Source organism: Pseudarthrobacter sp. NIBRBAC000502771 (assembly GCF_006517215.1).
Taxonomy (GTDB): domain Bacteria; phylum Actinomycetota; class Actinomycetes; order Actinomycetales; family Micrococcaceae; genus Arthrobacter; species Arthrobacter niigatensis.
In genome coordinates this window covers 394,756-408,717 of the sequence record NZ_CP041187.1, presented here as the reverse complement: position 1 = coordinate 408,717, position 13,962 = coordinate 394,756, and the positions used below count along the sequence as shown (strand labels likewise).

Below are 13,962 nucleotides of genomic sequence, written 5' to 3'. Positions count from 1 at the left end.
GGTCAGCCGTGGAGCTTGCGGTAAGCCCCAGCGGCGGCAGGGTGCAGGGGGATCCCGGCGGTGTTGATGAGGCTTTCCGCGCTAAGGAACTGCACGCCCAGGGTGGATTGGGGAATGAGTTCGCCGGCGTTGTGCACCAGCAACTGGACTGTGCGCTCCACGGTGGCGCTGTCCAGGTCCCGCCGGCAGAGCAGCAGGTTGGGAGCCCCCACTGTCCACACCGCGGGTACTCCTGGATAGCTGCCCTCCGGAATCAGGACCCGGTCGTACATTCCGCCGTACCTCCGGCGCAGCTCCGGCAGCAGCGCGGACAAGTCCAGCAGTTCCAGCGCCACCTCCTGCTGCGCGGCGGCGATGGCGGCGGTGGGCACGCCACCGGACCAGAACAGCGCATCCACGGTCCCCGCCTTGAGCGCCGCGATGCCGTCGTTCAGGCCAAGATGTTCGACGCCGGCAGTCCCCGCAGAGGGCTGCGCGGCATCCGTTGAGGTGCCCAGCCCCGCTGCTTCGAGCAACCGGGGAGTGGTAAGGGAAGTCCCCGATCCGGGTTGCCCCACGGCCACCCGCCGCCCTGCCAGCCCGGAAATGTCCCGGATGCCACTGTCCTTCCGGACCACGCAGTGGACGTAGTTCTCATAAACCTTGCCGATCGCAGCGATCCCTGCCGCCTCCCCGCCGGACTGGTCCCCGGCGGCATCGGCCAGGGCCACGGCAAAGGCGGCACGCCCAGCCCGCAACTCGGCGATGTTGTCGAGGCTTCCGCCGGTTGCCACGGCCCCGGCGTGGCCGGCTACGCCGTGGCGCTCAAGCGCTGCGGCCAGCAGCGTCGAGAACTCCAGGTAGAAGCCGCCCGGCTCACCGCCCGCCACAACCAGGTCCTCCGGGCGGTCGCCCCCGGTGCAGGCGCTGAGGCCGGGCGGCAGGCAGGCCGCGAGTCCGACGGCGACGACGGACGTGAGCACGGACCGCCGCGGCAGTTGCGGCACTGGACCGCCCGGGGCAACGGGATCATGCACGGGCACCACCCCGGCTGGAACCGTGGAGCGCATGGCCGGCAGGATGGGCGGGGAACTCGATGCGCGCGGACAACCCATGGGGGACGGCGTCGGCCAGCACCAGGCGGGCGCCGTTGGCAGCGGCAAGCTCTCCCACAATGGTCATGCCCAGCCCGGTGCCCGGAACCGACGCATGCTGAGGCGACCGCCAGAACCTGGTGGCTGCCGAGGCGCGCTCAGCGGCGGTAAGCCCTGGACCGTCGTCGGCAATTTCCACCGCCACCATGCCCGGTTCCGGCCGGACCGCCGCCGTGATGGTGGCACCCCGGGCGTACTTGATGGCGTTGTTGAGGAGCTCGGCCGCCATCTGGGCCAGCTCCGCCGGGTGGCAGGAAACCAGTGCCGGCGGCTGCGGGGCCGGAGCAAGGACCAGCCGGCAGCCTGCCTGTTCCGCCAACGGGGCTGCCCGTTCGATTTCGCCCTGGAGCACAGGGAACGGGTCCATCGGGTCCGGCGCGGGAAGCTCTTCGAGGCTGCCGGCAGCCCGCAGGTAACCTTCGGACGCGCGGTGCTCAGCTGCGGCGAGTTTCAACACTCCGTCCAGGATCTCTTCCACCCGGTCCAGCTCCGCCACGGCACGTTCGGCTGCGTCGTGTTCGCGGGCCGTTTTCAACTCGAGCTGCAGCAGGTCCAGCCGCAGCCGGAGTGCCCCCACCGGGTTGCGCAGCTGGTGCGAGGTGTCCGCAATCAGCTGGCGCTGTGCTGCCATGCTGGCACTGACAGTCCGCGCCATCGCTGTGAAGGACCGGCTCAGTTCCCGCAGCTCCGGGGGCCCGTCCTCAGGGAGGCTCCCGGTGCGCCCGGTCCGCTCCAGCTCGTGCAGGGCCGAATCCAGGCGCAGGACCGGACGCAGGACCCAGCCGGTGACCCGCGCAGCCCCCACCAGGAGTACGGCCGCCAGGGCAAGCGCGGCAACCCCCACCCCCAGCCAGCGTTCGCGGAGTTTCTGCCGTGCAGCGTCGGCGTGGACGTCCAGCAGCACGGCGCCCAGGACCTGGCTGGCGCTGCCGAACGGCCGGAAGATGAGCTGCGAACCGGAGCCAAGGGGTTCCAGTGGTTCAAGGGTGGTGTTGCTGACGTTCAGCCGGGCCAGGGACAAGGCGTTCTGCACGTCGGGCCGTCCGGCATCCAAACCACCGGAGGCCAGGGTCTGCTCCTGAACGCGCACCACGATCCCCTCGCCGTACAACCCGGAATACGTGTCCATCTCCCGCTGCAGCCGCGCCGTGTCGCCATCGCCCGCGGCGTCAAAGGCCACCTGGGCCAAGCGGTTCAGGGACGCGGCCCGGTTGATCTGGAGCTCCTGGGTCAGTTCACGTGACGCGGATGTGAGGATGGTGCCCGAGATCAGGAAGACCACCACCAGGCAGAGTACGCTGAGGACGCCCAGCACCCGCAGCCTCATCCGGAAGCCGTTTCCACCCGGTAGCCCACTCCGCGGACGTTGATGATGAAGCCCGGTTTCTGCAGTTTCGCCCGCAGCCCGGTGAGGTGGACATCCAGGGACCGGGAGGAGGCCAGGAAGGCGTCACCCCACAGTGCGTCCAGGATCTGTTCGCGGGTAACCACCGAGCCGGCGTGGCGTGCCAGCAGGGCGAGGAGTTCGAACTCGGTGGCGGTCAGGGCCAGCGGCAGCCCCGCTTTTGTAGCGGTGTGCCGCTTCAGGTCGATCGCCAGGTCGTCGAGCACAATGGTGTCTTCCTGCTGGACGCCCCCGGCCCGCGCCGCCCGCCGCGTCACCGCTTCGATCCGGGCCAGCAGTTCCACCAGCTTGACCGGCTTGACCAGGTAGTCGTCCGCGCCGGAACGGAGCCCGAGCACCACGCTGCGTTCGTCGTCCCGCGCGGTGAGGATCAGGATGGGGACGTCGGTGACCTGCCGGAGCTTGCGCAGCACCTCCAGCCCGTCCATGTCCGGCAGTCCCAGGTCGAGGAGGATCACCTGGAAGTTCCGGTGGGAGAGCAGCGCGTCAGCGCCGCGCGCGAGCCGCCGGGGGTGGTGGCCGGCGCTTTCGACGGCGGCGGTCAGGGCACCTGCCATGGCGTCGTCGTCCTCGACGATCAGCACGTCCATTGCCATCTTCCTTGCCGTTGCTGCGGTGCCTGGATCATCCCCCGCCTTTGGAGACTACCGCCTGAAGAACGGATTTGCCCGACGGCGGCAGGCCGGCAAGGCGGGGAGAGGCCGTCAGCGGATACCTAAGGAAGTGTTAGGAATTGCCCCTCCGCGTTGGTTGTGCGGTGGATCACCCATACCGTGGATGAGGCCCTCCGGCGTTGGAGGACGCACGTCACCACAAGGAGGAACTCACCGATGAGCACCCAGCAAACCGCGCCCCGATCGGAGGCCGCCCAGACCCGGCGGGCCGTGGGCAACATCCTGAAAGGTTCCGCCGGCAACCTTGTGGAGTGGTACGACCTCTACGTCTACACCGTCTTTGCCGCCTACTTCCAGGCCCACTTCTTCAACTCCAAGGATGAGCTCCAGGCCGGCCTCGAAGCGATGGCCGTCTTTTCGACGTCGTTCCTGATGCGTCCCATCGGCGCCTGGTTCTTCGGCCGGTACGCGGACCGCAAGGGCCGCAAGGCCGCACTCACGCTCAGCGTCACCATGATGTCCGCAGGCTCCTTTGCCATCGCCGTGCTGCCCACCCAGGACGTCATCGGGCTGTGGGCCATGATCCTGCTGGTGCTGGTCCGCGTGATCCAGGGCTTCTCCGTGGGCGGCGAGTACGGCACCAGCGCCACCTACATGTCCGAGGCCGCCACCAGCAAGCGCCGCGGCTTCTTCTCCAGCTTCCAGTACGTCACCCTGATTGGCGGCCAAATGCTGGCCCTGCTGGTCCTGGTGATCCTGCAGAACGCCATGCCCAAGGGCGACCTGGGCGAGTGGGGCTGGCGCATCCCATTCGCGATCGGCGGCGTGGCTGCCCTCGTGGTCCTGTGGCTCCGCCGCTCCATGGAGGAGACCGTTTCCGCCGAGCAGATAGAGGCCGCCAAGACTCCCGTGGTTGCCGGACAGGCCCAGCCGGGCACCATGAAGCTGCTGTTCACGAGCTACTGGAAGCCGCTGCTGGTCTGCATCGGCATCACCCTTGGCGGCACCGTGGCGTTCTACACCTACACCAACTTCATCCTGAAGTTCATGAACGATACCTCCGGCATCGCCAAGACCGACACCTCCGTGATCAACTTCTGGGCCCTGTTCATCTTCATGCTGCTCCAGCCCGTCTACGGCATCATCTCGGACAAGGTGGGCCGCAAGCCGCTGCTGCTCTGGTTCGGCATCACCGGCGTGCTGTTCACCTGGCCGCTGCTCTCCACCCTGGCCGGCACCAAGGACCCCTTCACCGCGTTCCTGCTGATGATGGGTGGCCTGCTGATTGTCGGCGGCTACACCTCGATCAACGCCCTGGTGAAGGCCGAACTGTTCCCCGCCTCCATCCGTGCGCTCGGCGTGGGCCTGGGCTACGCGATCGCCAACTCGCTCTTCGGCGGCACCGTGCCGCTGATCGGCGCCGCGTTCCAGAAAGCCTCGCGTGAGGACCTGTTCTTCACCTACGTGACCATCACCATCGCGATCTCGCTGGTGGTCTACATCTTCGCCCTGAAGAACAAGAAGGCCACGCACCTTGATGAGGAACAGGGCCATGCATGGGCATCCAACGCGGCCGACGGCGAAGAGCGGGTGGGTGCCGGACGGTAGCCTTTAGGGCACCCCGGGGCCAGCTCCCCAAGGAGGCGTACGACGGCGGCTGCCGGGCCGCCGTCGTACGCCTCCTTTTGCATGCCACGCCCAGGTGTGCCCGGGGTGGGCGGACTATATTGGGCGAGTGTCAACACCACCACAATCGCGGGAGTCTGCACCATGGCCAAGGAACTTGCCACCCAGCTCATCGAACAACTCCAGGCTGCCGGCGTGCAGCGGATCTACGGGATTGTGGGTGACAGCCTCAACCCGATCGTGGACGCCGTCCGCCAAACGGGTGGCGCCGCGAAGGGCGGCATCGACTGGATCCACGTCCGCCATGAGGAAGCCGCTGCCTTTGCCGCCGCTGCCGAAGCCCAGCTCACTGGCAGGCTGGCGGTCTGTGCTGGATCCTGCGGCCCCGGAAACCTGCACCTGATCAACGGGCTCTACGACGCCAACCGCTCCGGGGCGCCCGTGCTGGCCATCGCCTCGCACATTCCCAGCAAGCAGATCGGCAGCAGCTTTTTTCAGGAAACCCACCCGGACAGGCTGTTCAACGAGTGCTCGGTGTACTCGGAGCTGGTCAGCACCGCTGAGCAGGCGCCCCGGGTGATGCACAGCGCCATCCAGCACGCGCTGGGGCTTGGGGGAGTCGCCGTCGTGACCCTGCCTGGCGACATTGCAGGACTGGAAGCCGCAGGCCCCACGCCGCTCCCGGCCACCTTCCGGCCGGCCAGCCTGATCCCGGACCCGGCCAGCGTCCAGGCCCTCGCGGACGCCATCAACGACGCCGGCAAGGTGGCCATTTTCGCCGGCGCCGGCGTGGAGGGGGCGCACAGCGAGCTGATGGCGCTCGCCGAACTGGCCAAGGCGCCGGTGGGCCACTCCCTGCGCGGCAAGGACTTCGTCCAGTACGACAACCCGTTCGATATCGGCATGACCGGGTTGCTGGGCTACGGAGCCGCCGCGGAGGGCATCGAGGAAGCCGACCTGCTGGTCCTCCTGGGCACCGACTTTCCCTATGACCAGTTCCTGCCGGACACCCGCACCGCGCAGGTGGACCGGGTGGCCCACCGGCTGGGCCGCCGGACCGACGTCGACATTGCCGTCCACGGCGACGTGCTGCCCACCCTGCGCGCTCTGCTGCCACTGGTGACGGCGAAGAAGAGCCGCCGGTTCCTGGACCAGATGCTGAAGAAGCATGACCGGCTGATGAACAAGGCCGTGGGCGCGTACACCCGGAAGGCGGAGAAGAAGCAGCCCATCCACCCGGAGTACGCGGCGTCGCTGCTGGACCAGGTGGCCGCCGAGGACGCCATCTTCACCGCGGACACCGGCATGTGCAACGTCTGGACCGCGCGGTACATCAACCCGCTGGGCACCCGCCGGCTCATCGGGTCCTTCCTGCACGGCTCCATGGCCAACGCCCTGCCGCACGCCATCGGCGCCCAGTTGGCCTACCCTGGCCGCCAGGTCATCTCCGTCTCCGGCGACGGCGGGCTGTCCATGCTGCTGGGTGAGCTCATCACCGCCGCCGCCTACAAGCTGCCGGTCAATGTGGTGGTGTTCAACAACTCCACCCTGGGCATGGTCAAGCTGGAGATGCTGGTGGACGGGCTGCCCGACTTCGGCGTGGACGTCCCGGACGCCAACTATGCGGCCGTGGCAGAGGCACTGGGCTTCCATGCCGTCCGGGTGACCGATCCTGCGCAGATCGAGGCGGCGTACCGGGAGGCGTTCGCGCACCCCGGCCCGTCACTGGTGGAGCTCATCACCGATCCCAAGGCGCTGTCCATCCCGCCGAAGATCTCCGGCTCGCAGGTGCTGGGATTCGCCACGGCCATGTCCAAGGTGGTGCTGAACCGGGGAGCGGGCGAGGCCGTGAGCATGGCGCGCAGCAACCTGCGCAACATCCCGCGGCGCTAGCTGTACTGCCGAGTTCGCCGGAAACTGCCGGGTTCGCCGCAAAATCCCGGCGGTCTCGAGGGTTTCCGGCGAACCCGCGGGGAGATCGGTTCTACCGGGCGCCGCCCTGCCAGAGGGCGTCGAACGGGGCACCGGAGGCAACGCGGTTGCGGATGCCGGCGGTAACAAAATCCTTGGCGGTCCGGGCAGCATCCAACGGCGTGGCACCCTTTGCGAGCTCGGCGGTTACTGCGGCGGCCAACGAGCAGCCCGCACCGGAAACTGCCACCTCGCCCACCTTGGGAGCACTCAGGACTTCGAGCGTCTCACCGTCGTAGAAGACGTCGACGGCGTCCGGGCCTTCCAGGCGAACCCCGCCCTTGGCCAGGACTGCTGCGCCGCTGAGCTCGTGGATCCGGACCGCAGCGGCCTTCAGTGACTCCACGTCCGTGATGTCCAGGCCGGACAACGACTCCGCCTCGAAGTGGTTGGGCGTGACAAACGTGGCCAGCGGCAGGATCTGGGCTTTCAGGGCCTGGTCCGTGTCCAGCGCGTGGCCGGGCTCCTGGCCCTTGCAGATCAGCACCGGATCCAGCACCACGTTGGCGAAGCTGTTCTCCTGCAGGGCGCCGGCCACCGTGCTGATGGTGGCGGGGCTGCCCAGCATGCCGATCTTCACCGTATCCAAAGCCGAAGGTGCGCCAGACGCCGGACCATACGCCGCCGTCGTCGCCTCCAACTGGTCCGCGATCACCTGCTGGTCCACCGGCACGAACCGGTGGTTCCAGCTGTCCTTCGGGTCGAAGGACACGATGCACGTGAGGTTGGCGATGCCGAAGACACCGAGTTCCTGGAAGGTCTTCAGGTCGGCCTGCGCGCCGGCGCCACCGGTGGCTTCGGAGCCGGCGATAGTGAGGACGACGGCGGGACTTGCGGTGGGCAGCGTTGCGTCAGGGGTAGCGGAAGTCATGCATCCATCCTGCCACCCGGCGTCGGGCGCTTTCCATGTGTCACCGGACAGGGGGCCGGGACGCGGTATGGTCAGGGTTCCAGCGGTGGGCCGGGCTTCTGCGCAACCACGGGTTCCCGCGCGGGCGCGTCATGGACTGTGACGAGGCCGGACACGGCTGCCCGCCCCAGCGCCGCACAGAACCCCGTCCACAGGATCGTGCCCCACATTGCGGACCAGTGGCTGCCGGTGATGACCATGAGCGTGAGCACCCCCGTAACCAGCCCTGCCACGCCGACGGCCACGGCGTGGAGCAGCTGGTTGCGGACGGGCCGCATGCAGATCCCGGCAACCAGCGCCAGGGGCATTCCCAGGATTAGCGCGGAGAGCGTTCCGTAGAGGTAGCCGGGGAAACCCAGGGGGAACCCGAAGACCAGGACCGTGAGGCCCGCGCCGGGAAGGAACGCGCCTGGGCCGAAGGTGACGCGGAGCGGGCGGCTCATTCCCGGCCCTTGGCGATCTGCAGCAGTGCCCGGCCCAGCTCCGGCTGGCTGTAGACGAAGCCCGCGTCGAGGAGTTTCTGCGGCTGGACCCACCTGCTTTTGAGCACCAGCTCGGTTTCGGTGCGGATCAGGACGGCCCCTGCACGGAGGAGCCACGCAGGGGTGGGGAGCCCGAAGCGGGCGCCGTAGGCCCGCCGCACCAGGCGCATCATCTCCCGGTTGCTCACCACGTCCGGCGACGCCACATTAACGGGTCCGGTGACGTCGGTCCGCGCATGCAGGAAGCGGATGCTGCGGTACAGGTCCTCCACGTGGATCCAGCTGAACTTCTGCCCGCCGTCGCCCATGTGGCCGCCCAGGCCCAGCCGCGCCAGGTTGGCGAACGGCGCCAGCGCGCCGCCGCCGCGGCCCAGCACGATGGCGATCCGCAGCGGGATCTTCCGGGTGGCCGGCGTGGTGGCCGACGCGAGGGCGGCCTCCCACGCTTTGGCCACGTCCACGGAGAACCCGGAGCCAAGCTCGCCGTCGGTTTCAGGCTGGGGGTGGTCCCTGGCATCCCGGTAGATGGTGCCGGTGCTGGCATTGAGCCAGGTCGACGGCGGCTCCGGGCATTTTGCGATGGCCCGCCCCAGGGCCTGGGTGGTGGCCACGCGCGAGTCCATGATGAGCGCCTTGTTCCGCCGGTTGTAGCGGCAGGAGACGGACCGTCCGGCGAGGTTCACCACCAGCCCGGCGCCGTTGAGCACCCGGACCATGACGGCGTCGTCATCCCATCCGGCCGCGGCGCTGCCCGTTCCCTTGCGTCCAATGGTGCGCACGGTCCATCCGTCTTCCTGGAAGCGCCGGCGAAGGTATGTGCCGATGAAGCCGGAAGCCCCCGCCACCACCACGGTCTTTGTGCAGTCCATGTTTCCCCCAATATTTCTTCCCTAATCGCGGATGCTGCGGCTCAGGTCCAGGACGTCGTCCAGCACCTTGCTGACTCCCGGGATGCGGGCCAGTGCGAGACCGCGGGCAATGAGTGGGGCCGCACCGTCCACCAGCCTCCTGGTCCGCCGCTGGCCCTCCGAGGTGTCATAGACCCAGAAGAGGGTGATGCCCATGTAGCAAAGCCACAGCAGCTCCGGCAGGTCGGTCCGCAGCTTCTTCGGTACGGCAGGCCTGGCCCCGTCCACGGTGCGCCTGAAGATGTCCAGGGATGCCTCGCGCGCGGGCGTGGACCGTGCTGAGAAGGGGTTCACCGGTGATGTTGGCCGGATTGCGGTAGCAACGAAGTCCGCGCCGAACCGGTGGTAAGGGGCCATGACGTCAAGGCCGGCATGCAGCGTGGCCTTCAGGCGCTCAGCCAGGGAAGCGGTCCCGTCCAACGCTTGCGAGGCCCGTGCCGCATGCTCTGCCTGCACCTGGATGTACAGCTCGTGGACCAGGTCATCCTTGGACGCGAAGTAGTAATAGGCGTTGCCGACGGAGACGCCTGCCCCGCCGGCGATGGCGCGCATGGTGGTCTTCTCGAACCCGATATCTCGGAACATGCGCAGCGCCGTGTCCGCCAGCATTTGCCTGGTCTGTTCGCTCTTCGCTGCCATCGGCATCCCCATTCTTGAACATGTTCAAAAACAGTGTGCCACAGTAGTTGAACATGTTCAAAAACTGTTTCCGTGCTAACCAGCCCTTCTCCTGGGGGAGCTTTGCCGCAGGGCACGGTGCGAGAATGGCACGAGTGCTAATACAACCGGCCGCCCCGTACGGCAGGCCGGCCAACCACTCCTGAACGGATCCCTCAATGACCTCCGCCCCCGGCCACAGTGCCGTGCCCCAAACCGTCCAACCCACTGCCGCAGGTCCCGCCGCCAGATTCGCGGACATCGGATCGCCCTACTTCGGGATCATGCTGGCAGCCATGGCAGTAGTCCTTATCCTGTCCAACATTGGAGCGTCCAAGGGGGTGGCATTCGGCCCCATCGTCACCGACGGCGGCTTCTTCCTCTTCCCGCTGGCTTACATCCTCGGCGACGTGATCAGTGAGGTCTACGGCTTCAAGGTGGCCCGCAAAGCCATTTTCACCACATTTGCGCTGTCCGTATTCGCTTCCCTCTGCTACTGGGTTGTCATTGCGCTGCCCGGGTTCGACGACGAGTACGGTGCCGCCAAGCAGTCCGCCCTGGAAGGGTCACTCGGCCCCGTGCCACAAATCGTCCTGGCCTCCCTGCTGGCATTCCTGGCAGGGCAGACCATCAATTCCTGGATCCTGGTCCGGATGAAGGCCCGCACCGGGGAGAGGTCCCTATGGGCGCGGCTCATGGGATCCTCGGGCGCCGGGGAGTTTGTGGACACGCTGATCTTCTGCAGCATCGCCGCACCCGTCATCGGCATCGCCGACCCCGGCAGCTTCGTGAACTACGTGCTGGTGGGTTTCGTGTACAAGACCGTGGTGGAGTTCCTCTTCGTCCCCGTAACCTCGCTGGCCATCAACTGGGTCAAGCGTCGCGAGCCCAGTTACGGCGCCGCCGGCCACGCCGCGGAAGTGGTGACAAACGCCGCATAGCTGCCGCCCGGCGTCGTACGTTGCAACTGCTGATCGCGTGGGACCGCCGGAAAGCTGCCGGATCGCCGGAAATTACCGGCGACCTGGTCCCATTCCGGCGATTTGGCGCTCCGGTCGGGTGGCTAGGGCCGGAGCGCAGCAAGGACACGGGCCTTGAACTCGTGTTCGCGGAAGAGGTCGGCCCATTTCACGCGCACAAAGGTCCAGCCGTCCTCGGTGAGGGCGTTCTCCCGCTGCCGTTCCTGAAACAGCACCTCGGCCGTTGGCTTGTAGTCGAAGTACTTCGTTTTCCCGTCGAATTCGAGGGCAACCTTCTTTTCCTTCCAGGCGAAATCCAGCCGATACCGCCCGGCACGCGTCGCCACCGCGACCTGGGGCTCCGGCAGGGGAAGTTTCAGCCGCAGCAGGAGTTCGCGCGTGAGTGTCTCGCCGGCGGACTCCGACCGCGGATCTGCGTGGGCGAGCGCCAGCCGGAGGGTCCGGATTCCGCGGCGTCCCTGCAGGCCGTCAGCCATTCTCTCCATGAGGGCCTTGTCCGCACCTAGCCGGAGGGCGTGGTCCATCAAAACCAGTGACTGCCGGTAAGCCAGCATCATGGCGCAATCCACTACCGTCCGCTCCAGCGAGGTCACCCGGAGGTTGCCGAGGGTCACCACTTCCGGCCCGGTCCAGGGACGGGTGTGGCCACGGACATCCTTGCCGAGCCGCTCGCTGGAGGGGTTTCCCGGCAGTAAAAGGTGGATCAGGTCATCAACATCCCAAACATACAAATGGTGCAGCCGGGCGGCGGAGGTGTGGCTGTACACATAGCCGCCGGCTGAAGTGGTCAGCGTCCCGTGGGCATGGGCGTGGATCAGCTGCCTGCTGCGGACTGGCCCCGATTGCTTCTCCCACAGCTCGGCGCGGATGTAGCAGCCATGGCGGAGGCGGACCAGCTTCCCGTGGAGGGCCAGGGCCTTGATGGCCCGGGAATTGAGGCCGTGCCCGTGCAACTGTTCCGTCCGCCACAGGTTGCCGGTGCCTGGAAGAGCGGGAAGGCGTACTGTCTGCTTCGGTGTCATTCCGACAGGGTCCCGCCGCTGCGGCACCATCGGAAGGCGCCGCCGTCGTCATGTGGAAAACGTCCCGCGTCCCCAGCTCGCCGGAAAGGTGCCGGATCGACGGAACGTTCCGGCGGCCCGGCAGCTTTCCGGCGGCCCGGCAGCTTTCCGGCGGGTTCGACGGCGGCGGGCCGGCTTAGGCCTTCAGCGTCCCGTCCAGCAGGGCGCGCAGTTCCTGGAAGTGCCGCTCCGTGGCTTCTGGGTGGAACGCCGAGGTGTCCGCCATGGAGTAGCCGTGCGGTGCCCCGGCGTAGATCTCGTTGGATGCCTGCAGTCCCGCGGCGTGGAGCGCTTCGCCCAGACGGGCGACGGCGTCGGGGGCCATGCTCCGGTCGTGGTCCGCGTGGCCGAAGACGAACCGCGCCCGCGCGTTGCCAAGCCCCAGGTGCGGGCTGTCCGGATCCTCCGTTGCCAGGCCGCCGCCGTGGAAGCCGCCGCACGCTGCCACCACTTCGGGGTGCGAGGTGGCGGTCCGGACCGCGAGCCGGGCGCCCATGCAGTAGCCGGTGGTCCCGATGGGGCCCGGCGCCACGTCGTCGAGGGCTGCCAGCGCGGAAACCCAGGCATCGATGTCCGGCAGGGCCTTGTCCGGGGTCAGCCTGCCCACCCGCGGGAAGGCAGCCTTGCCGGCGGCTTCCCGGCCCTCCTGGGTGGACATGTCACCCTCGGGGGCAAGCTCGGCGACTGTTCCTTCACGGTAGAAAACGTTGGGCGCCAGCACCACGTAGCCCCAGTCGGCAATGCGCTGGGCCATCTCCTGGATGCGCGGGCGCAGGCCGAACGCGTCCATGTAGAAGATGACTCCCGGGAACGGGCCGGTTCCGGCGGAAGGGCGGGCGACGATGGCTTCGGCACGGCCTGCAGGGGCCTGGATCTCGATGAGCATCTGGTCAGGATAGCGGAGGCACCCGGGAGGCATGCTCAGGAGTAGTACCGGCCCAGGGTCTCTGCCTTGAAGTCGAAGAACGTGCCGGACTCAATGGCCAGCCGGGCGTCGTCCACCATCTTCACCACGAACCGCTCGTTGTGGATGGAAATCAGGGTGGCGGACACCATTTCCTTGGCCTTGAACAGGTGGTGGATGTACGCCCGCGAGTAGTTGGTGCAGGCGTAGCAGTCGCAGCCCTCCTGCAGTGGCCCGAAATCGCGCTTGTACTTGGCGCCGGAGAGGTTGAACCGCCCTTCCGGGGTGTAGAAGGCGGAGTTCCGGGCCACCCGCGTGGGGGAGACGCAGTCGAACGTGTCGGCGCCGTTTTCGATTGCAGTGAAGATGTCATCCGGTTCGGAGATGCCCAGCAGGTGCCGCGGCTTGTCCTCCGGCAGTTCCTCGTTGCACCAGCGAACGATCGTGCCCAGGTTTTCCTTCTCCAGCGCCCCGCCGATGCCGAAGCCGTCGAACGGCATGGCGCCAAGGTCGCGGCAGGCCTTCCGGCGCAGGTCCTCGTACTGGGCGCCCTGGATCACGCCGAACAGGGCCTGGTACGGCTTGCCCGCGCGGTCCTCCGTCAGACGGAAGTGTTCCGAGATGCACCGCTCCGCCCACAGCCGGGTGCGCTCCAGCGATTCCTCCTGGTACCGCCGGGAGTTCTGCAACGTGGTGAGCTCGTCGAACGCGAACATGATGTCCGCGCCGATCTGGTGCTGGACCCGCATGGAGATTTCGGGGGAGAACCGGTGGCGGTCGCCGTTCAGGTGGGACTTGAACCACACGCCGTCGTCATCGATGTGCGCCAGGCGCTCTTTGCCGGGGGCCACGGCGTCGTCAGGCCCGGAAGTATCCACAGACTTCATGTCGATGACCTTCTTGAACCCCGAACCGAGGCTCATCACCTGGAATCCACCGGAATCAGTGAAGGTGGGGCCGGGCCAGTTCATGAAGGCACCCAGCCCGCCGGCCTCGTCCAGGACGTCAGGGCCCGGCTGCAGGTACAGGTGGTAGGCGTTGGCCAGCAGGGCCTGCGCGCCCAGGTCCGCCATTGATTCAGGCAGTACGGCCTTCACCGTGGCTTTGGTCCCGACGGCGATGAACGCCGGGGTCTGGATCTCACCGTGCGGGGTGGTGATGGTCCCGGTGCGGCCCAGGAATGCCCCGCCGTTTTCAGCCTCCTGCGCATCCGATGGCGGGCAGGACTCCGCCAGGCGGGTGCCGACCTTGAAGGAGAACTGTGATCGGGTTTCCGGCAGGGCGAAGGCGGGGTTGGCTGGCACCGTACCA

At 67.6% G+C, this 13,962-nt stretch carries 13 protein-coding genes; 3 read left to right on the top strand and 10 right to left on the bottom strand.

The window, feature by feature from the left end; translation table 11 throughout:
- Positions 1-2 precede the first annotated feature (2 nt).
- The 3 genes from NIBR502771_RS01805 to NIBR502771_RS01795 are packed head-to-tail and all read right to left on the bottom strand — an operon-like array spanning position 3 to position 3,128.
- Positions 3-1,049, bottom strand: a complete 1,047-nt coding sequence (locus tag NIBR502771_RS01805) for a TAXI family TRAP transporter solute-binding subunit (protein WP_246839782.1) — start codon at positions 1,047-1,049, stop codon at positions 3-5.
- Positions 1,009-2,460 carry a HAMP domain-containing sensor histidine kinase gene (locus NIBR502771_RS01800; RefSeq protein ID WP_141158204.1) on the bottom strand — a complete coding sequence of 484 codons (1,452 nt, stop codon included), beginning with the start codon at positions 2,458-2,460 and terminating at the stop codon, positions 1,009-1,011. The genes NIBR502771_RS01805 and NIBR502771_RS01800 overlap by 41 nt, the downstream gene beginning before the upstream one ends.
- Positions 2,457-3,128: a response regulator transcription factor gene (locus tag NIBR502771_RS01795; RefSeq protein WP_141158203.1), complete on the bottom strand. Its 672-nt coding sequence runs from the start codon at positions 3,126-3,128 to the stop codon at positions 2,457-2,459. The genes NIBR502771_RS01800 and NIBR502771_RS01795 overlap by 4 nt, the downstream gene beginning before the upstream one ends.
- A 240-nt stretch (positions 3,129-3,368) precedes the next feature.
- Here NIBR502771_RS01795 and NIBR502771_RS01790 point away from each other — a divergent pair, with 240 nt between their 5' ends.
- Both NIBR502771_RS01790 and NIBR502771_RS01785 read left to right on the top strand, forming a co-directional pair.
- Complete coding sequence (locus NIBR502771_RS01790; protein ID WP_141158202.1) at positions 3,369-4,760, top strand: MFS transporter; 1,392 nt, start codon at positions 3,369-3,371, stop codon at positions 4,758-4,760.
- 162 nt (positions 4,761-4,922) lie between these two features.
- Entirely contained in the window at positions 4,923-6,671 is a 1,749-nt protein-coding gene (locus tag NIBR502771_RS01785; protein ID WP_141158201.1) for a pyruvate dehydrogenase, read from the top strand.
- A 91-nt stretch (positions 6,672-6,762) separates the two neighbouring features.
- On the opposite strand, the gene NIBR502771_RS01780 is transcribed toward NIBR502771_RS01785, so the two are convergent.
- The 4 genes from NIBR502771_RS01780 to NIBR502771_RS01765 form a co-directional block, all read right to left on the bottom strand.
- Positions 6,763-7,620: a hydroxymethylpyrimidine/phosphomethylpyrimidine kinase gene (locus tag NIBR502771_RS01780; RefSeq protein ID WP_141158200.1), complete on the bottom strand. Its 858-nt coding sequence runs from the start codon at positions 7,618-7,620 to the stop codon at positions 6,763-6,765.
- Between the two features lie 71 nt (positions 7,621-7,691).
- Positions 7,692-8,102 (bottom strand): hypothetical protein, encoded by a 411-nt coding sequence (locus tag NIBR502771_RS01775; protein WP_141158199.1) that lies wholly within the window; start codon positions 8,100-8,102, stop codon positions 7,692-7,694.
- Positions 8,099-9,010 (bottom strand): TIGR01777 family oxidoreductase, encoded by a 912-nt coding sequence (locus NIBR502771_RS01770; RefSeq protein WP_141158198.1) that lies wholly within the window; start codon positions 9,008-9,010, stop codon positions 8,099-8,101. The genes NIBR502771_RS01775 and NIBR502771_RS01770 overlap by 4 nt, the downstream gene beginning before the upstream one ends.
- 21 nt (positions 9,011-9,031) lie before the next feature.
- Complete coding sequence (locus NIBR502771_RS01765) at positions 9,032-9,688, bottom strand: TetR/AcrR family transcriptional regulator (protein ID WP_141158197.1); 657 nt, start codon at positions 9,686-9,688, stop codon at positions 9,032-9,034.
- 197 nt (positions 9,689-9,885) lie between these two features.
- On the opposite strand from NIBR502771_RS01765, the gene NIBR502771_RS01760 reads away from it, so the two are divergent.
- Positions 9,886-10,647, top strand: a complete 762-nt coding sequence (locus tag NIBR502771_RS01760) for a queuosine precursor transporter (RefSeq protein ID WP_141158196.1) — start codon at positions 9,886-9,888, stop codon at positions 10,645-10,647.
- A 122-nt stretch (positions 10,648-10,769) separates the two neighbouring features.
- Here NIBR502771_RS01760 and NIBR502771_RS01755 read toward each other — a convergent pair whose 3' ends face one another.
- The 3 genes from NIBR502771_RS01755 to tgt form a co-directional block, all read right to left on the bottom strand.
- A complete protein-coding gene (locus NIBR502771_RS01755; RefSeq protein WP_141158195.1) occupies positions 10,770-11,708 on the bottom strand; it encodes a type IV toxin-antitoxin system AbiEi family antitoxin domain-containing protein in 939 nt (312 codons plus the stop codon).
- Positions 11,709-11,883: 175 nt separating this feature from the next.
- Entirely contained in the window at positions 11,884-12,633 is a 750-nt protein-coding gene (locus NIBR502771_RS01750; protein WP_141158194.1) for a dienelactone hydrolase family protein, read from the bottom strand.
- A gap of 35 nt (positions 12,634-12,668) precedes the next feature.
- Entirely contained in the window at positions 12,669-13,955 is a 1,287-nt protein-coding gene (gene tgt, locus NIBR502771_RS01745; protein ID WP_141158193.1) for a tRNA guanosine(34) transglycosylase Tgt, read from the bottom strand.
- Between the last annotated feature and the right edge of the window lie 7 nt (positions 13,956-13,962).

Excerpts from the sequence above, each read along its gene's own strand:
- NIBR502771_RS01805 (WP_246839782.1), bottom strand. The coding sequence starts at position 1,049 with ATGCGCTCCACGGTTCCAGCCGGGGTGGTGCCCGTGCATGATCCCGTT.
- NIBR502771_RS01800 (WP_141158204.1), bottom strand. The coding sequence starts at position 2,460 with ATGAGGCTGCGGGTGCTGGGCGTCCTCAGCGTACTCTGCCTGGTGGTG.
- NIBR502771_RS01795 (WP_141158203.1), bottom strand. The coding sequence starts at position 3,128 with ATGGACGTGCTGATCGTCGAGGACGACGACGCCATGGCAGGTGCCCTG.
- NIBR502771_RS01790 (WP_141158202.1), top strand. The coding sequence starts at position 3,369 with ATGAGCACCCAGCAAACCGCGCCCCGATCGGAGGCCGCCCAGACCCGG.
- NIBR502771_RS01785 (WP_141158201.1), top strand. The coding sequence starts at position 4,923 with ATGGCCAAGGAACTTGCCACCCAGCTCATCGAACAACTCCAGGCTGCC.
- NIBR502771_RS01780 (WP_141158200.1), bottom strand. The coding sequence starts at position 7,620 with ATGACTTCCGCTACCCCTGACGCAACGCTGCCCACCGCAAGTCCCGCC.
- NIBR502771_RS01775 (WP_141158199.1), bottom strand. The coding sequence starts at position 8,102 with ATGAGCCGCCCGCTCCGCGTCACCTTCGGCCCAGGCGCGTTCCTTCCC.
- NIBR502771_RS01770 (WP_141158198.1), bottom strand. The coding sequence starts at position 9,010 with ATGGACTGCACAAAGACCGTGGTGGTGGCGGGGGCTTCCGGCTTCATC.
- NIBR502771_RS01765 (WP_141158197.1), bottom strand. The coding sequence starts at position 9,688 with ATGGCAGCGAAGAGCGAACAGACCAGGCAAATGCTGGCGGACACGGCG.
- NIBR502771_RS01760 (WP_141158196.1), top strand. The coding sequence starts at position 9,886 with ATGACCTCCGCCCCCGGCCACAGTGCCGTGCCCCAAACCGTCCAACCC.
- NIBR502771_RS01755 (WP_141158195.1), bottom strand. The coding sequence starts at position 11,708 with ATGACACCGAAGCAGACAGTACGCCTTCCCGCTCTTCCAGGCACCGGC.
- NIBR502771_RS01750 (WP_141158194.1), bottom strand. The coding sequence starts at position 12,633 with ATGCTCATCGAGATCCAGGCCCCTGCAGGCCGTGCCGAAGCCATCGTC.